Here is a 14,620-nt window from a genome sequence, read left to right on the forward strand (position 1 = left end):
ACATGCCAATCGTCGAGCTGCACGGAATCCGGACCCGCTACGAGACCGTGGGAGCCGGACCACCGCTGCTGATGTTCAGCCCGGGCGGGTTCGATTCGAGCCTCGAGAACTGGACGCAGCTCGGTCGCTACCGCCGGCTCGGTTTCGTGGAGGCGCTATCGCCCCACTACACCTGCATCGTCTTCGACCGACGCGAGTCGGGCGCCTCGGGCAGCCGGCTGGAGCGGCTCTCCTGGGCCAAGTACGTCGCCCAGGCGGTCGCTCTCCTCGACCATCTCGGCATCGCGTCGACGCACACCATGGGTGGCTGTGTGGGCTGCTCGTCGGCGGCGCTGCTGGCCATCGCCGATCCGGTCCGGGTACGGTCGATGGTACTGTTTTCGCCGGCCGGTGGGGTCACCTACCGGATGCGACAGCAGGAACGCTTCACCGCTCATCTCGGCTTCGTAGCGACGGCCGGCCTGGCGGCGGTGGTCGAGCTTGCCCGGTCGACGACCGCCGGCTTCTCGACCGACCCGCGGGTCGGCCCGTGGGCCGCGGTGTTGCGTGGCGACGACGCTTTCGCCGCGGCCTACGCGGAGTTCGATCCGACCCGCTACGCGTGGCTGGTCAGTGGATCAGCGCGTCTGCTCTTCGACCGCGACACCGTGCCCGGTCCGGAGCCAGAAGACCTGCTGACGCTCGATGTCCCGGCGCTGATCGTGCCCGGGGAGGATACGTCGCACACCCGCTCGGCCGCGCGCTACCTGCAGGAGTGCCTGCCGAACAACGAGTATTGGGACGTGCCCGTCGCCGAGCAGACGCCCGAGGCGTCGACGGCGCGTGTCCTGGAGTTCCTCGGCCGGCAGTGATGCCGTGCTGTAACCACATTGGAGTGTCGATGACAGATCGAGTGCGGGCAGCGGTCCGGACCGCGCCGCGGACCACCGAGATCCTCGAGTTCCCGATGCCGGTTCTTGGTGACCACGACGCCCTGCTGCGCGTCGAGGTCGCCGGCATCTGCGGGACCGACGTCAAGTTGTACGACAACCCCGTGATCGGGGGACCGGTCATCATGGGCCATGAAAACGTCGGGACCATCGAACACGCTGGTCCTGGATTCACCCGACTGCACGGCGTGAAGCGCGGGGACCGGGTGTTCGTCGAGCATTACGTCGGCTGCTACCACTGTGAGTGGTGTCGGATCGGGGAGTTCCGTCACTGTGAGGCCACCGATTGGCGGACCAACCCTGACGCGCGTCGCTTCGGCTACACGCCGACCACCAACGAGGGCACGTTGTGGGGTGGCTTCTCGGAGTACATGTACCTGCCGTGGAACGCGGTCGTCCACCGGGTCCCGGAGGGCGTCAACGCCGAGCTCGCCGGTCTGGTGACCCCACTGTCCAACGGCATCGAGTGGGCATTGCTCGCCGCGGGCGTCGGCTACTCCGACACCGTCCTCATCCAAGGCCCGGGTCAGCAAGGGCTGTCGCAGGTGGTCGCCTGCAAGCAGGCCGGAGCGGCACAGATCATCGTCACCGGCACCACTCGCGACAAGGCCCGGCTCGGCCTCGCTCAGGAGCTCGGCGCGGACCACGTCGTCGACATCTCCCAGGAGGACCCGCTCGACCGGGTCCGCGAGATCACCGACGGCCGGGGCGTCGACTTCGTGCTCGACTGCACCTCTCGGGCCGGCGCGGGTCCCGTCCTGCTCGGCATCGACGCGCTCAAGCGCCGCGAGGGTGTGCTGCTCATCCAGGGCGAGCTGGCCGCGTTCCCCGACTTCCCGGTCAAGAAAGTCACCGAGAAGGCGATCACCATCAAGAGTGCGCGCGGGCACTCGTACAAGGCGTGCGAGCTCGCGCTCGAGCAACTGGCGTCGGGTCGCTTCCCGCTGGAGCGGCTGGCCACTCACCGATTCCCGCTCGAGGACGTCGACCTCGCCATCCGCACCCTCGGCGGCGAGGGAGTCGACGACGTCATCCACATCTCGCTCATGCCGGGGCTGACCCGTCAGCAGATCGAGGCGCTCTGACCTCAGGCCGTAGCCTGGAGAAAGACCTTGAGAGGCAAGCTCGGGTCGCTCGCGTGCGGCGCCGGTACGTTGCCGCCGCGCTCCAGGATGCGGCGCACCGCCATGAAGTCGCGGGGCGAGTTGACCGCGTCGATCGACACCAGCTCGCCGCGTCGGTAGTACAGCAGCGAGAACGCCTCGGAGGCTGGATCGCCGCGGAGCACCGTTTCGTCGTATCCGCTGTTGAGTCCCGCGATCCGCAGTTTGAGGTCGGCCTGGTCGGACCAGAACCAGGGCACGCCGGCAGCCGGGGTCACCACGCCCAGCAGTGTCGCGGCCGCGACCTTGGCCTGGGCGACCGCGTTCGGTACCGATTCCAGCCCCAGGGACCCGAACTCGGGGTGGGCGGTGACGGTGCAGTCGCCGGCGGCCACGACGCTCGGAACGCTGGTGCGGGCGCGCTCGTCGACGACGATGCCGCCGTGGCAGGTCAGGCCGAGCGACTCCGCCAGCTCGGTGCGGGGGACCAGACCGATGCCGACGACGACCATGTCTGCCGGCAGCACGCGCCCATCGGTGAGCTCGACGCCAGTCAACCGGCCGCGGTCGCCGGTGAAGCTGGCGACCGCGGTTCCCAATAGGATCCGGGTGCCGCGCCGGCGGTGGGCCGCGCTGTAGAAGTGCGACATCGTCGGCGCGACGGCCCGGGCCAGCAGCCGGTCGGCCGCCTCGACGACGGTGACGGCCTTGCCCGCCGCGGTCGCGGCGGCCGCGGCCTCGAGTCCGACGAACCCACCACCGACGACCACCACTTCTTGGGCGTCTTCGAGCTCCGTGCGCAGCTGAGCGGCGTCGTCGACGTCACGTAGGTAGTGGATGCCGGACAGCTCCGATCCGGGCGCCCAGATCCGCCGCGGCGCGCCGCCGACGGTGAGCGCCAACCGGTCGAATTCCAGCGTTCGCCCGTTGCGCGTGGTCGCCACACCGGCGCCTTTTACCGGATCGGTGAGCCGAACGCCCTCGACCCACTCGCCGCACACGAGGTCGATGTCGTAGTCGCGGTAGAACTCCGGCCCCCGGAGGGCAAGATGATCTTCGCCGAGCTCGCCCTGAAGATATGCCTTGGACAGGGGTGGACGCTGGTACGGCGGCCGTCGCTCGCCGCCGATCAACGTGATCGGCCCGGTTCCGCCGAGGTCGCGCAGGCTTGTCGCCAACTGAAGACCGGCCTGACTCGCTCCGACGACCAGGGTGGACTCCATACGACGACTCCTTTGGTCGATTGGCCATACCATATTACATTCGCTTGATCGGTGGGCGCAACGGCGCGGGGTGGGTGCGGCCCCGGTAGACCACGGTTGACCGGCCGCGGCGTAATGGTCTAACCTATTTGGGACCGTTCGAACCGGGGAGACCGCCATTCCGCACGAGCATCGACACCGCCTCGACGACGGCTACGTGGAGGTCCAGAGCTTCGAGCAGCACACGCTGACCTCGGTCGGCATCGACATCGGATCGTCGACGTCCCATGTCGTGCTGTCTCGCCTCAGGATCCGCCGCCAGGGCGATTTCTCCAGTCGATTCGTGGTCACCGACCGGGAAGTCGTCTATCTGAGCCCGCCTCGCCTCACCCCGTACTCGACCGGAACGACCATAGACGTCACTGAGCTGGAGACGTTCGTCCGCGCCAGCTACGAGGCGGCGGGCCTACAACCCAAGGATGTCGAGACCGGCGCGGTGGTGGTCACCGGCGAGGCCCTCAACAAGCACAACGCCCAGCAGATCGCTGATCTGGCTGCCCATTGGTCCGGCGACTTCATCTGTGTGTCCGCCGGTCCGCGTCACGAGGCACTGTTGGCCGCGCACGGATCCGGTTCGGTCGCCCTGTCCCGAGCCACCACCGGCACCGTTCTGAACGTCGACATCGGCGGCGGCACGACGAAGGTTTCACTGGTCGAGAACGGCGCAGTCACCCACCTCGAGGTGTTCAGCGTGGGCGCCCGGCTGGTCGCCTTCGACGACGCCGGGATGCTGACCCGGATCGAGCCGCCGGCATACCTCTTCGCCGACGAGCTGGGCGTCACGCTGGCGGTGGGGCGTCGGATCACACAAGACGTGACCGAGGCGATGGCCGGGTTGATGGCGCGGGTCGTCCTCGACTCGGTGACGCCCGGTCCGGCCGCCGAACTGCGGGCGCGGCTGATGGTGACGCCCTCCGGTGTCCCGTCGCGGCAGCACGGGTGCGCGTTCGACCACATCGTCTTCTCGGGCGGGGTGTCGGAGTACATCGACGATCGCGACGACGCTTCATACGGGGATCTGGGCCCGGCTCTGGGGCGGCACATTCGGCGGCTGGTCGCGAGTGCGGGTCTGACCGACCTTCTCGCTCCGGCCGAGCAGGGCATTCGAGCGACGGTGCTGGGAGCCAGTCAGTTCTCCGTTCAGGCCAGCGGCCAGACCTGCTACATCGCGGAGCCGTCGGCGTTGCCGGTGCGCAACCTGCCGGTGGCCAGGGTCGAGCTTTGTCCCGGGGCGGATCACGAGAGAGCTCTCATCGACACGCTGAGTCGAGTGGACCGTATCTCGATGGACGAGCCGATCGCCTTGGTGGTGGAGTTCGCCGGGCCCAGGAACTACCAGGCCCTGCGCCGCTACGCCGAAGCGCTCGTGCGGGTCGCGGCCGGCCACCCGCTGTATCTGGTGCTGCGGGACGACCTGGCCCGCTCGTTGGGCCGGCTGATCGCCGAGGAGCTGGGACACGCGGCCACCACCGTCGTCGACGAGATCGAGGTGGGCGACCTCGAATACCTCGACATCGGGAAACCGATGGGTGCCACCCGATCCCTACCGGTCACCGTCAAGTCCCTGGCGTTTCCACACCAACAGCTGGCCCACGCGGCCGGGCGAGACGCGACAAGCGAAGATAGGAACCGAGATGTCTGATTCGGGCGAAGCGAAACCGAGTGCGTCATTCTTCTACGACGAGTGGATGGAGAGCCAGAATTTGCCCGTCTATCGGGGACACTTCGTTCCCGATCTGCGCACCATCGACCTGGGCCACTGGCCGGAGCGAGGCTGCAACGGCGCGTTCGTGCGGCTCGCGGGCATGGAAGGCATCAGCGAGGCCCGCATCACCGAGGTCCTGCCCGGACAGACGACCGAACCCTACAAGGTGGCGGTCGACGAGATGGTGTACGTGATCAGCGGTTCTGGTTCGACCACGGTCTGGGCCACCGGCGACCACGCCGAGCAGGGCAAGCAGTTCGAGTGGGCAGACAAGGCCCTGTTCCTCGCGCCGAACAACCACTACCGGCAGTTCAGCAACCTCTCCGGTGACCGGCCGGCTCGGCTCCTGCACTACAACTACCTGCCCCTGGCCATGTCGGTCATCACCGATGTGGCCTTCTTCTTCGACAACCCTTACCGGGCCAACACGACCCGGGCCGAACTCGACTCCGCTTTCGCCCACGCCAAGGAGATGAAGGGTTCCGGGATGCGCTGGCTCGCCGGTCGGAACCCGAATGCCACCTACTGGTACGGCAACTTCTTCCCGGACATGAGCGCCTGGGATCAGCTCGACACGAACGCCCATCGAGGTGCCGGCGGTCGCGTCGTCCGCATCCAGTTCGCCGACTCGGACATGAGCGCACACATGTCCGTCTTCGACGCCCAAACCTACAAGAAGGCGCACCGCCACGGCCCGGGCAGATTGATCGTGATCCCGACCGGAGCCGGCTACTCGACTCTCTGGCTGGAGGGCGAGAAGCCGGTCGTCGTGCCGTGGCAGGAAGGTGCGCTGTTCGTACCGCCGGACCGCTGGTTCCACCAACATTTCAACCTGGGCGCGAAGCCGGCCCGCTACCTGGCCCTCCACCCGCCGGTACAGTTCCATGGCCACGCCGAACGACCCGAGGACCGGGCACGGGACCAGATCGAGTACCCGGACGAAGATCCAGCCGTTCGCGAGTACTTCGAGGCAGAGTTGGCCAAGCGTGGCCTGGCCAGCGAGATGCGGCCCGAGGCCTACCAGCGACACGCCGACGCTTGGGCCTGACGTCCGGGAAGCCCCGACCTCCGAGGCCGTTGTCGACCCCCCGGCAACGGCCTCGTCGGTGGTGAGCGTGGCGGAGCGAAGGTCGTTGCCGCGAGATCGCTCCGCGGATCAGCCGCGCAGTTCTTGTGTACCCTCGGCGAACAGCGTCTCCAGCGCGACCGGGCGTGTGAGGATGCCCTGGTCGGTGGCGTGCCGGACGATCTCCTCCAGCACCGCGCGGTTGTCCTCCAACCCGTAGGGGAGCGGATCGGCGCCGGTGATCCGCATGACCCGTTCGTGCGTTCGATCCACAGAGGTCGGATTGTCGACGGCGCCGTCGCGCAACCGCCGCACGTAGCGTTGCTTCGAAGACGTGAACGCCTCGAAGAGATCTGCGGCGAGGTCCGGGTACGCGTCCAGCAGTTCGTCACGCACGACGACGAGGTGGTTGATCGGGTAGTGGCCGCGGGCCCGGAGAGCCGCGTAGCCGGCCTCCGCCGCGTCCGGGATCAGCGGCGCGACCCCCGGCGCGTCGACGGACGAACCCACGGCCGCGTCTAGGGCGCCGGTGCTCACCAGCTCAGCCAGGTCGGGACTGCCGGCCGGAAGCGGGCGCACGTTCGGTGGGGGCGCGTACTCGGCAACGTGCTCGTCTCCCGACGGCGCCCATGTCACCTTGTCCAGGTCCAAGCCGTACTCGTCACGCAGGACGCCGCGGGCCCAGACACCCGTGGTCACGGTGTAACCCCGGCTGACCCCGACCGTGCGCCCCGCGAGGTCGGTCGGGTTCGTGATGCCCGCAGCTGTGTTGACCACGACTGCGCCGTGGTGGAATCCGCGAACCAGGAAGATCGGCAACGCCGTGAAGGCAATCCCATGCTCCTTGGCGCAGAGGTACGTGGTGACAGCCATCTCGCAGACGTCGAACTCGAGCCGGCGGACCATGCGGCGAAAGGCTTGCACCAGCACGGGGACGTCGACGAACTCCAGCTGGTAGCGCCTGGGCCGAACCAGCCCGGAGGTGAGGTCCCGGTTGTTGCCTTGGGTGCGAGTAACGGTGCGCAACGCCCGTTCTGCCACCTTGCCCCGCCTCTCGACGCTCCTGGATTTTCGCTAGACTATCAAACAGTCAGTCCATTAGGCCATCGGGTGTGAAGCTGGCACCAAGACGGGAGCGAACATTGGCGGAACTTCGATGGGGTTAGGAGCGTGACGACCGCGCAGCGCCGGCCCATCCTTCGGCGACTGATCATCGACATCACGCCGCTGCGTGAGTCATCCGACTACCGGCGACTCTGGACCGGAAACGCCATAGCAATCCTGGGCAACCAGATGACCCGGGTCGCGGTGCCCTACCAGGTCTACGTGCTGACTCACTCGACCCTGATCGTTGGTCTGGCGAGCCTCGCGCAACTCGTCCCGCTGATGCTCTGCTCGCTGTTCGGCGGCGCGGTCGCGGACGCCGTTGACCGGCGCAAGCTGTTGATCGTCACCGAGAGCCTGGCCGCCGCCGTCGTCGGCGGCTTGGCCCTGCTCGCGTTGATCGCCCGTCCCCCGGTCTGGGCCATCTTCCTGCTCGTTGCCGTCTCGGCCGGTCTCTCCGCGTTGGAGGGCCCGGCCCGCAACGCCTCGTTCGCCGGCCTGGTTCGGCGGGACATCCTCCCGTCCGCGTTCGCGCTGAACCGGAGCCTCAACCAGGTCGGGACGATCGTCGGGCCAGCGGTGGCCGGTGTCGTGATCGCGGCGCTCGGCGTGTCGACCACGTACCTGGCCAACGCCATCACCTTCCTTCTATCCATCGCGGTGCTCAGCCGGATGCGGCCGATGCCGCCGGCCCACGCCGTCACCCGGCCCGGACTCCGGTCCGTCATGGAAGGCCTCAACTACCTTCGGAGCAAGCCCGCCGTGATGGGTTGCTTTCTGGCCGACCTGAACGCGATGTTCTTCGGGATGCCGCGGGCACTGTTCCCAGCGATCGCCCTGGACCAGCTCGGCGGCGACGCGGTGACCGTCGGCTTGTTGGCCGCCGCCCCGGGCGCCGGTGCTCTCATCGGCGCCCTTACCTCGGGCTGGATCAGCTCGGTGACGCGGCAAGGACGCGCCGTAATCACCTCGGTCGTCATGTGGGGCCTGGCGATCGCCGGTTTCGGCCTCTCGCACTGGCTACCCCTCAGCCTGCTCTTCCTGATGGTCGCCGGCGTGGCCGACGTGGTCTCGGCCGTGTTCCGCCAGACCGTTCTGCAGCTCAGCGTGCCCGATCGCTTGCGCGGACGGCTTTCCTCTGTCCACATCGGCGTCGTCGCGGGCGGTCCGCTACTGGGGGACGCGCGGGCCGGAGCGGTCGCGAGCGTCACCGGTCCGGCGTTCGCGATGGTCTCCGGTGGTGTTGCCTGCTCAGTCATCATGGGACTTCTCGGCTGGCGGCTGACCGCCCTTCGGCGGTGGACGCTCGCCGATGCCGAGGTCGATCACCGCGACGACGGAGCATGATGGCGGAGCACGGGCCGCGCTCACCGCGACCGGCCGGCCCGGTGACGAACGGACCAGCTCGACCGCGCCCCGCCGAACGGAGCACTAGCTACGGCCGTGGCCGGCGGTGGTGCGTCCGGGGTTGTGGCCGAGTCGGCGGGAGACCTCGTTTGTCGCTTGCAGTAACGCGGTGACCATTGCCGGGCGTTGGTCGGAGTCGAGGTGCTCGCGTTGCCCGGCCAAGCTGAGCGCGGCGATGGTGTTGCCGTACAGGTCGTGGATCGGGGCGCCGATCGCGGCCACGCCGACGGTGACGTCGTCGACGGTGAAGCTGTAGCCGTCGACCCTGATCTTCGCGAGCAGCGCGGCCAGTTGTTCGATGCTGTCGAACGGGCGCCGCTCGAGGGTCTGCGCCTCGTGCCAGGCGCGGTCGAGCAGCTCCTGCTCGTGGAAGGCGAGCAGCGCGGTGGGTGCGGCGCCGATGGTCAGCGGGGTGACGCTGCCGGCGCGCAGCGAGACGATCCGGAACGGGCGCGTGCCTTCGACTCGCTCCAGGCAGACCGCGCGCCCGTGGTCGAGGACGTAGAGGTAGACGGTCTCGCCGAACTCGTCGCGTAGCCGGCGCATGGTGGGTAGGGCCTCGGTGCGCAGGTCGATGCCGTCGGCGATGCCGGCGGCGATCTCGAAGAGCCGGATCGTCATCTTGTAGCGGCCGTCGCCGACCCGGGTGACCCAGCCGGCCTCTTCGAGCGTGGCCAGCAGGCGCCGGGTCGTCGACTTGGTCATCTCGGTGGCGCCGGCGAGCTCAGCCAGGCTCATGTCCGGTTGGTGGGCGCTGAGTAATTCGACCAGTTTCGCGGCTTTTAGCACTGAGTTGACGATGTTCTTGTCGCCAGCGGGCGCGGTCCGGCCGTCGAGGGGTGCCGCGGGTTCGACGGCTGCTCTTTCCACGGCACGGACAGTAGCACCGGGTCCGGCGGCCACGGTCGCAGCGCGTCGCCGGCCGGATGCGCGGGGCAGTGGTCACCCGGGCGTGAGTGGCGGCGCTCGGGAAATCTTTCGTTCGTCCCTTGACTGACCAGTGGTTATTCACCAAGATTCCGGTATCCGGTTCGCGTGCCGGATACCGGAACAGTGGAACGGGATGAACGAGCGACGCCGGCCAGCCCGCCGGCGCCCGCCACGGGGCCGGCCGGGGAGCCACAGGTGGCTCCCCGGCCAGGCGAAGGAGGACTGGTGATCAGGACCGGAAAGCAGTACATCGACGGCCTCGGGCCGGATCGGGAGATCTACATCGGCGGCCGGCTGGTCCGTGACGTCACCAGCTACGCGCCGTTCCGACCGGTGATCGACTCTTACGCCGCGCTGTACGACCTCAAGCACGACCCCGCGCACCGCGACGTGCTTACATACGCCACCGGTGACGGAGACGGGCGGGCAGACGTGAGCTTCCTGCTCCCGCAGACGCCGGAGGACGTGGTGCGGCGCGGCGACGCCCTGCGGCTGTTCTCCAACACCAGCCTCGGCATGCTCTCCCGCTCGCCGGACATCATGAACTCCCAACTCGCCGGCATCGCCGACAACGCCGACTGGTTCCGCCAGTGGGGCGACCAGTGGGCCGAGAACATCACCAACTACTACCGGTACGTCCGCGACAACGACCTCTTCCTCACCCATGCCCTCGGCAGCCCGTAGACCGACCGGTCCAAGCCTTCGCACCAGCAGAAGGACCCGTCGATGAACGTCCACGTCGTCCGGGAGACCGACGCCGGCCTGATCGTCTCCGGCGCCAAGCAGCTGGCGACCACCAGGAGTTGCCGGTTCTGGCGCTGGCCACCGGCCTACCCGGCTGACCGTACCGCGCGTTTCAGGCGACGGCTGCGGGCGATGGCGTTTGGGTGCGTGGCTGGGTTGGTGCTGGCCGTCGTCGCCGTCGCGGAGCTGGCGGTGCTGGCCAGGGTTCGCGGCGGGTCAGCATTCTGGCCTGCTGCGGGTGGCTGGGGTGGCCGCCGTCGTCACGTTCGCGATCGCCGTTATCGGCTTGCTGACGCTCGGACGTTCTTCATTGGCACGGACAAACTTCATTGGCAAAGGACACTGACCACCCGCACCCGGTATCTGGTCTACCGGGGCTGTTCTTGGCAACGTGGATGAGCACCACCCGGGCATCGGTTTCGAGCGCCAATCCCTACCAGTTCGGTCGGGCACCGAGCGCAGTCGTGCATGATCGTTGGGCAAGAAGATCGGGAGCCACCGCATCGACGCAGGGCGTCACCCGCCGTGCTCGATGGCAACCCGACCCGCACCGCAGGCGCGCCAGCGCCGAGGCGCGGAAGCGGGGCGGCAGCCAGGACGTCACTTGCGGTGACCTCGCCACAGATCGCAAAGCTGCGAGTTGGTGGACCCCAAACTCGCTGCCCATCGTCCCATTCGAATCGCTCGACCGGGGTTGTGGTGCTCGATGAGGTTGCCCGGGTGGTGCTCATCCACCCTGCCGAAACAACCGGGGCCGCCGGGCCGCGCTTGACGCGGCCGGCGCCCGAGCGTGCGGCGAGTTCGGAGCCCAGGTCCCACGACGGTTCGGCTGAAAGTCGGCCGGGGCGGGCCGGCGCGACGGCTCGTCGGGCGCTGCGGGCGGCCTGAGCGGCCGTCGGGTTGGCGTGTGTGGACGTGCCTGGTCCGCGTTCTCGGTTACAGCGCGCTGGGGGGGGTGGGGCGGGGTCAGCAGTCGTCTTGCTTCCATGTGCCGTCTTCGCGTACCCAGGGTTCTTTGGTCTGGTTGAGGGCCGGCACGTCGTAGGTGTAGGTGACTCGGGTGAGGTCACCGGAGATCTGCGCGTCGAAGCTTTTGATCGGCAGTGCCTTGCCGTACATCTGCTTGGCGGCCGTCAGCATGCCGGTGAATTCGCTGAGGGTGATGCGTTGTTTGCACCTGGCCGAGAACAGGTTGTACGCCACGGTCGGTTTCGCGTCCAGGAAGGCGTCCGAGTAGGCCACGACTGCTTGGCGAAGTTCGTCCTGCTGGCCGGAGGCCCGGGTGGTCGCAGGGGTGCCGGCGCTTGGCGTTGCGCTCGCGGAGGCGGTTGCGGGCGTTGTGGGGGTGGCGGCGTCTGGGGTGTCGGTGTCTGCCGCGCAGGCGGTGAGGGACAGCAGGAGCAGCGGCGACAAGATCATGGCTTTGCGGATCACGGTCGGCATGCTACTGCCCACCGGCACGGCTCGAACGCGCTGTGCGCTACCGGGCCACCCGCTACGCCGTGATCAGCGAGGAGTGGCTATGGCGTTTCTGCGGTGCCTCTAGTGGGGTGCTTGGCCGACGAACACGCCCAGGCCTTTGTGGCCTTGCAGGACGCCGTCTTCCTGTAGCCGTTCGATGGCGCGTCTGGCGGTGGCGATGGAGCATTTGTAGGTGGCGGCGAGTTCGGTCACGGACGGGATTTTGTCACCTTCGTTCAGTTGGCCGTTGGTGATCTGTGCGGTGATGTCGGCGATGATGCGCTCGGTGAATGTCTGGGCTGGTGTCTTGGGCATCTAGCGGCTGCTCCCTGTGCGTAGGCGGACCCATTGTCCACCACGCGGCGGGACTGCCTGTCGCCGAAGCGCGCGGCGGCCGTCCACCGGTTGGCGTGCCCTCGACGTCGCCGACCTGTGCGCCGGGTATGCGTCGAGCTTCCCGCGCTGGCCTCGGTCAACCCCGGTGAGCAGCGACGCAACCCCGCCCCAACTTCATCCGCCTAACTCATCTGTCTCACCTTGTTGACCTAACTCACCTATCTCATCTAGTTTGGGCGGCGAGGTACGGCGCTGCCCTGCGTAGGCGTGTGGAGCGGTCGATGTGCCTTTCCCGTCTTCGCGGGAGACCGGGTCGGCGTTTGCCGTGGCGCCAGGCCAGGGGAGCCGGCTCGGTCACGCAAGGGACTTTCCGTGCGCCCCGACCCGGGCTGGCGTGGACCTGGCCGGGTGGTGCGGCTTTTACGCGTATTTGTCGTGAGGTTGGAGGCTTGGGTGGCGACGGTGACGTTGACCGGTGAGGCGTTCGTGGCGGGTACCGCGGACGTGCGTGATGGTGGCCGGTGGTCGAGCACCGCCGTGCGGGTGAGGGCTGGCCGGTCGCGGCCGGTGCCGGCTGGCGGGGGTGGGGTGTCACGTCGGGTGCTGGGCGCGGGGGTGTTGGCCGCTGGTGTGGCGGTCGCGGCCGGGGCGTGCAGCGATGACGGGGCGGGCGCGGCCGGGCAGGAGGTGGAGCAGGTGACGTTTTTGACCACGGTCGGTAAGCAGGGCCGGGACGCGGCCGCGTTCGTGGCCGAGGCGAAGGGGTTCTTCGCCGCGCATGGTTTGAAGGTCGACATTCAGCCGGGCCGGGCCGGTGACTACAACCATCAGCAGTTGGCGGCCGGGAGCGCGCAGTACGCGACGGTGGACGGCGCGGGTGCGGTGGTGCGGTACGCCACCGGTAAGGACACGTCGTTCCAGGTGTTGGCCGCGGTGCACCAGCAGACGGTGGTCGGGATCGTCGGGCTGGCTGGCGGCCGGATCAGCAGCGACCCGCGCAGCCTGGTCGGGAGGACGCTGGGCACGATCAAGAACGCGGTGCCGGAAGTGTTGTGGCCGGCGTACGCCAAGGCGGCCGGGATCGACGCGAAGTCGGTGACCTGGCGGTACGCGGCCACCGCGGACCAGCTCAACCAGCTGGTGGCCGCGGGGACGATCGACGGTTCCGCTCAGTTCGTGATCGGTGCTCCGGGGATCGAGGCCGCGGCCGGCAAGGCCGGCCGCAAACCCGAAGCCGTGGTGATCCCCTACAGCACCCATCTGGGGTCGCTGTATGGCGGGGTGCTGATCGCGCAGAAGAGCACCATCGACGCCCACCCCGCCCAGGCGAAGCGGTTCGCGGCGGCGCTGTCCATGGGCCTGGACTACGCGGTGAAGAACCCGCAGGAGGCGGGGCAGATCATGGCGGACCAGGCCGGCCAGGATCCGGTGGTGGCCGCGGCCGAGTTGGAGCGGATGCGGGCCTACGTGTTCGCCGCCGGGGTGACCACCGCCGGGGCGCTGGACGAAACCCGGGTGGCCGGGATGGTCGGCTCGTTGACCGCGCACGGGCTGATCCCGCAGGGGATGAACCCGGACCTGCCCAAGACGATCGCCCGGTTCGACCTGGCCCCCGCAGCGACGTCGTGAACCCGACCCCGCCTTCACCCCCGACCCCGACCCCGTCCGCGCCGGTGTCGGTGTCGGTGTCGGTGTCGTATGCGTTGCCGAACACCGACCGGCACGCCCCCGAGCTGCACACCGGCCTGGCCACCCTGTTCGATGAGGACACCATCGCCCGGCTGACCGAGCTCGGCGGCGGGGGTGGATGGGCCGGGGCGAGGTGTCTGGAGTTCGGTGCCGGGGCCGGCAGCATCGCCGGCTGGCTGGCCGACGCGGTCGGCCCGCACGGCCGGGTGTACGCCACCGACCTGGTGGTCGAGCAGATCCCGGCGCATCCACGGCTGACGGTCCTGCGGCACGACCTGCGCAGCGACCCGCTGCCGGCCGGGGTGTTCGACCTGATCCACGGCCGGCGGGTCCTCGAACACCTGCCACAGCGGCAGATCATCCTGGACCGGCTGGTCGACAAACTCGCCGCCGGCGGCACCCTGCTGGTCGAGGGCGGCCGCGCGTTACGCACCCCCGACATCGTGATCAGCGCCCCTGACCCGGACGCCCGCGAGTTGTACCTGCGCTACCAACGCACGGTCGGGCAGGTCTTCGCCGGCCAGGGCGCCGACCCCGGCTGGGCGCCGACCATGCACCGCGCGTTCTTCGAGCGCGGGCTGGTCGATGTGCGCACCCGCATCCGCAGCGGGTACTGGACCGGCGGCGACGCCGGCTGCCGGATGCTGACCGCCGTCCAGCAGATGCTACGGCCGAAGCTGATCGAGGCCGGGATGACCGACGCGGACCTGCACGCGGTCACCGCGCTGCTGCGCGACCCGCGGCTGGTCGTGCGCAGCCACGAGATCTACGCCACCAGCGGCCAGGCAGCCGCCTAAACCCCCGACGGCCCAACCGTTCGAGCACCGGCGGGGGCTCCGGCAAGGCGGCCGGAGCCCGCCACCAGGCGGCATGGAAGCGAGACG

Annotated in this window: 12 protein-coding genes and 1 pseudogene; 8 read left to right on the plus strand and 5 right to left on the minus strand. The window is 68.8% G+C overall.

All coding sequences use genetic code 11. The annotated features are described in order from the left end of the window. Positions 1-2 precede the first annotated feature (2 nt). Entirely contained in the window at positions 3-851 is an 849-nt protein-coding gene (locus RB614_RS23915) for an alpha/beta fold hydrolase (RefSeq protein ID WP_308714849.1), read from the plus strand. Between the two features lie 29 nt (positions 852-880). Continuing rightward, positions 881-2,014, plus strand: a complete 1,134-nt coding sequence (locus RB614_RS23920) for a zinc-dependent alcohol dehydrogenase (protein ID WP_308714850.1) — start codon at positions 881-883, stop codon at positions 2,012-2,014. 2 nt (positions 2,015-2,016) lie between these two features. On the opposite strand, the gene RB614_RS23925 is transcribed toward RB614_RS23920, so the two are convergent. Beyond that, positions 2,017-3,255: an NAD(P)/FAD-dependent oxidoreductase gene (locus RB614_RS23925; protein ID WP_308714851.1), complete on the minus strand. Its 1,239-nt coding sequence runs from the start codon at positions 3,253-3,255 to the stop codon at positions 2,017-2,019. Positions 3,256-3,451: 196 nt separating this feature from the next. On the opposite strand from RB614_RS23925, the gene RB614_RS23930 reads away from it, so the two are divergent. Next, positions 3,452-4,936, plus strand: coding sequence for an ethanolamine ammonia-lyase reactivating factor EutA (locus tag RB614_RS23930; protein ID WP_308714852.1), 1,485 nt, complete (start codon positions 3,452-3,454; stop codon positions 4,934-4,936). Continuing rightward, a complete protein-coding gene (locus tag RB614_RS23935) occupies positions 4,929-6,047 on the plus strand; it encodes a cupin domain-containing protein (RefSeq protein WP_308714853.1) in 1,119 nt (372 codons plus the stop codon). Before RB614_RS23930 ends, RB614_RS23935 begins: the two co-directional genes overlap by 8 nt. A gap of 108 nt (positions 6,048-6,155) precedes the next feature. Here the strand turns inward: RB614_RS23935 and RB614_RS23940 are convergent, their stop codons facing one another. Continuing rightward, positions 6,156-7,106, minus strand: coding sequence for a substrate-binding domain-containing protein (locus RB614_RS23940; RefSeq protein ID WP_308714854.1), 951 nt, complete (start codon positions 7,104-7,106; stop codon positions 6,156-6,158). A gap of 129 nt (positions 7,107-7,235) precedes the next feature. Here RB614_RS23940 and RB614_RS23945 point away from each other — a divergent pair, with 129 nt between their 5' ends. Then, complete coding sequence (locus RB614_RS23945; RefSeq protein WP_308714855.1) at positions 7,236-8,516, plus strand: MFS transporter; 1,281 nt, start codon at positions 7,236-7,238, stop codon at positions 8,514-8,516. 84 nt (positions 8,517-8,600) lie between these two features. Here the strand turns inward: RB614_RS23945 and RB614_RS23950 are convergent, their stop codons facing one another. After that, entirely contained in the window at positions 8,601-9,479 is an 879-nt protein-coding gene (locus RB614_RS23950) for an IclR family transcriptional regulator (RefSeq protein ID WP_308714856.1), read from the minus strand. Between the two features lie 252 nt (positions 9,480-9,731). Here RB614_RS23950 and RB614_RS23955 point away from each other — a divergent pair. After that, positions 9,732-10,649, plus strand: a pseudogene (locus tag RB614_RS23955) (4-hydroxyphenylacetate 3-hydroxylase N-terminal domain-containing protein). Between the two features lie 567 nt (positions 10,650-11,216). On the opposite strand, the gene RB614_RS23960 reads toward RB614_RS23955, so the two are convergent. Then, positions 11,217-11,684, minus strand: a complete 468-nt coding sequence (locus RB614_RS23960; protein WP_308714857.1) for a hypothetical protein — start codon at positions 11,682-11,684, stop codon at positions 11,217-11,219. Positions 11,685-11,792: 108 nt separating this feature from the next. After that, positions 11,793-12,026, minus strand: a complete 234-nt coding sequence (locus RB614_RS23965; protein ID WP_308714858.1) for a winged helix-turn-helix domain-containing protein — start codon at positions 12,024-12,026, stop codon at positions 11,793-11,795. Positions 12,027-12,509: 483 nt separating this feature from the next. Here RB614_RS23965 and RB614_RS23970 point away from each other — a divergent pair, with 483 nt between their 5' ends. Further along, positions 12,510-13,676, plus strand: coding sequence for an ABC transporter substrate-binding protein (locus RB614_RS23970; RefSeq protein WP_308714859.1), 1,167 nt, complete (start codon positions 12,510-12,512; stop codon positions 13,674-13,676). A 56-nt stretch (positions 13,677-13,732) separates the two neighbouring features. Next, positions 13,733-14,533 (plus strand): class I SAM-dependent methyltransferase, encoded by an 801-nt coding sequence (locus RB614_RS23975; protein ID WP_308714860.1) that lies wholly within the window; start codon positions 13,733-13,735, stop codon positions 14,531-14,533. Positions 14,534-14,620: the final 87 nt, after the last annotated feature.

Origin of the sequence: Phytohabitans maris (assembly GCF_031085175.1) — a bacterium.
Classification (GTDB): domain Bacteria; phylum Actinomycetota; class Actinomycetes; order Mycobacteriales; family Micromonosporaceae; genus Phytohabitans; species Phytohabitans maris.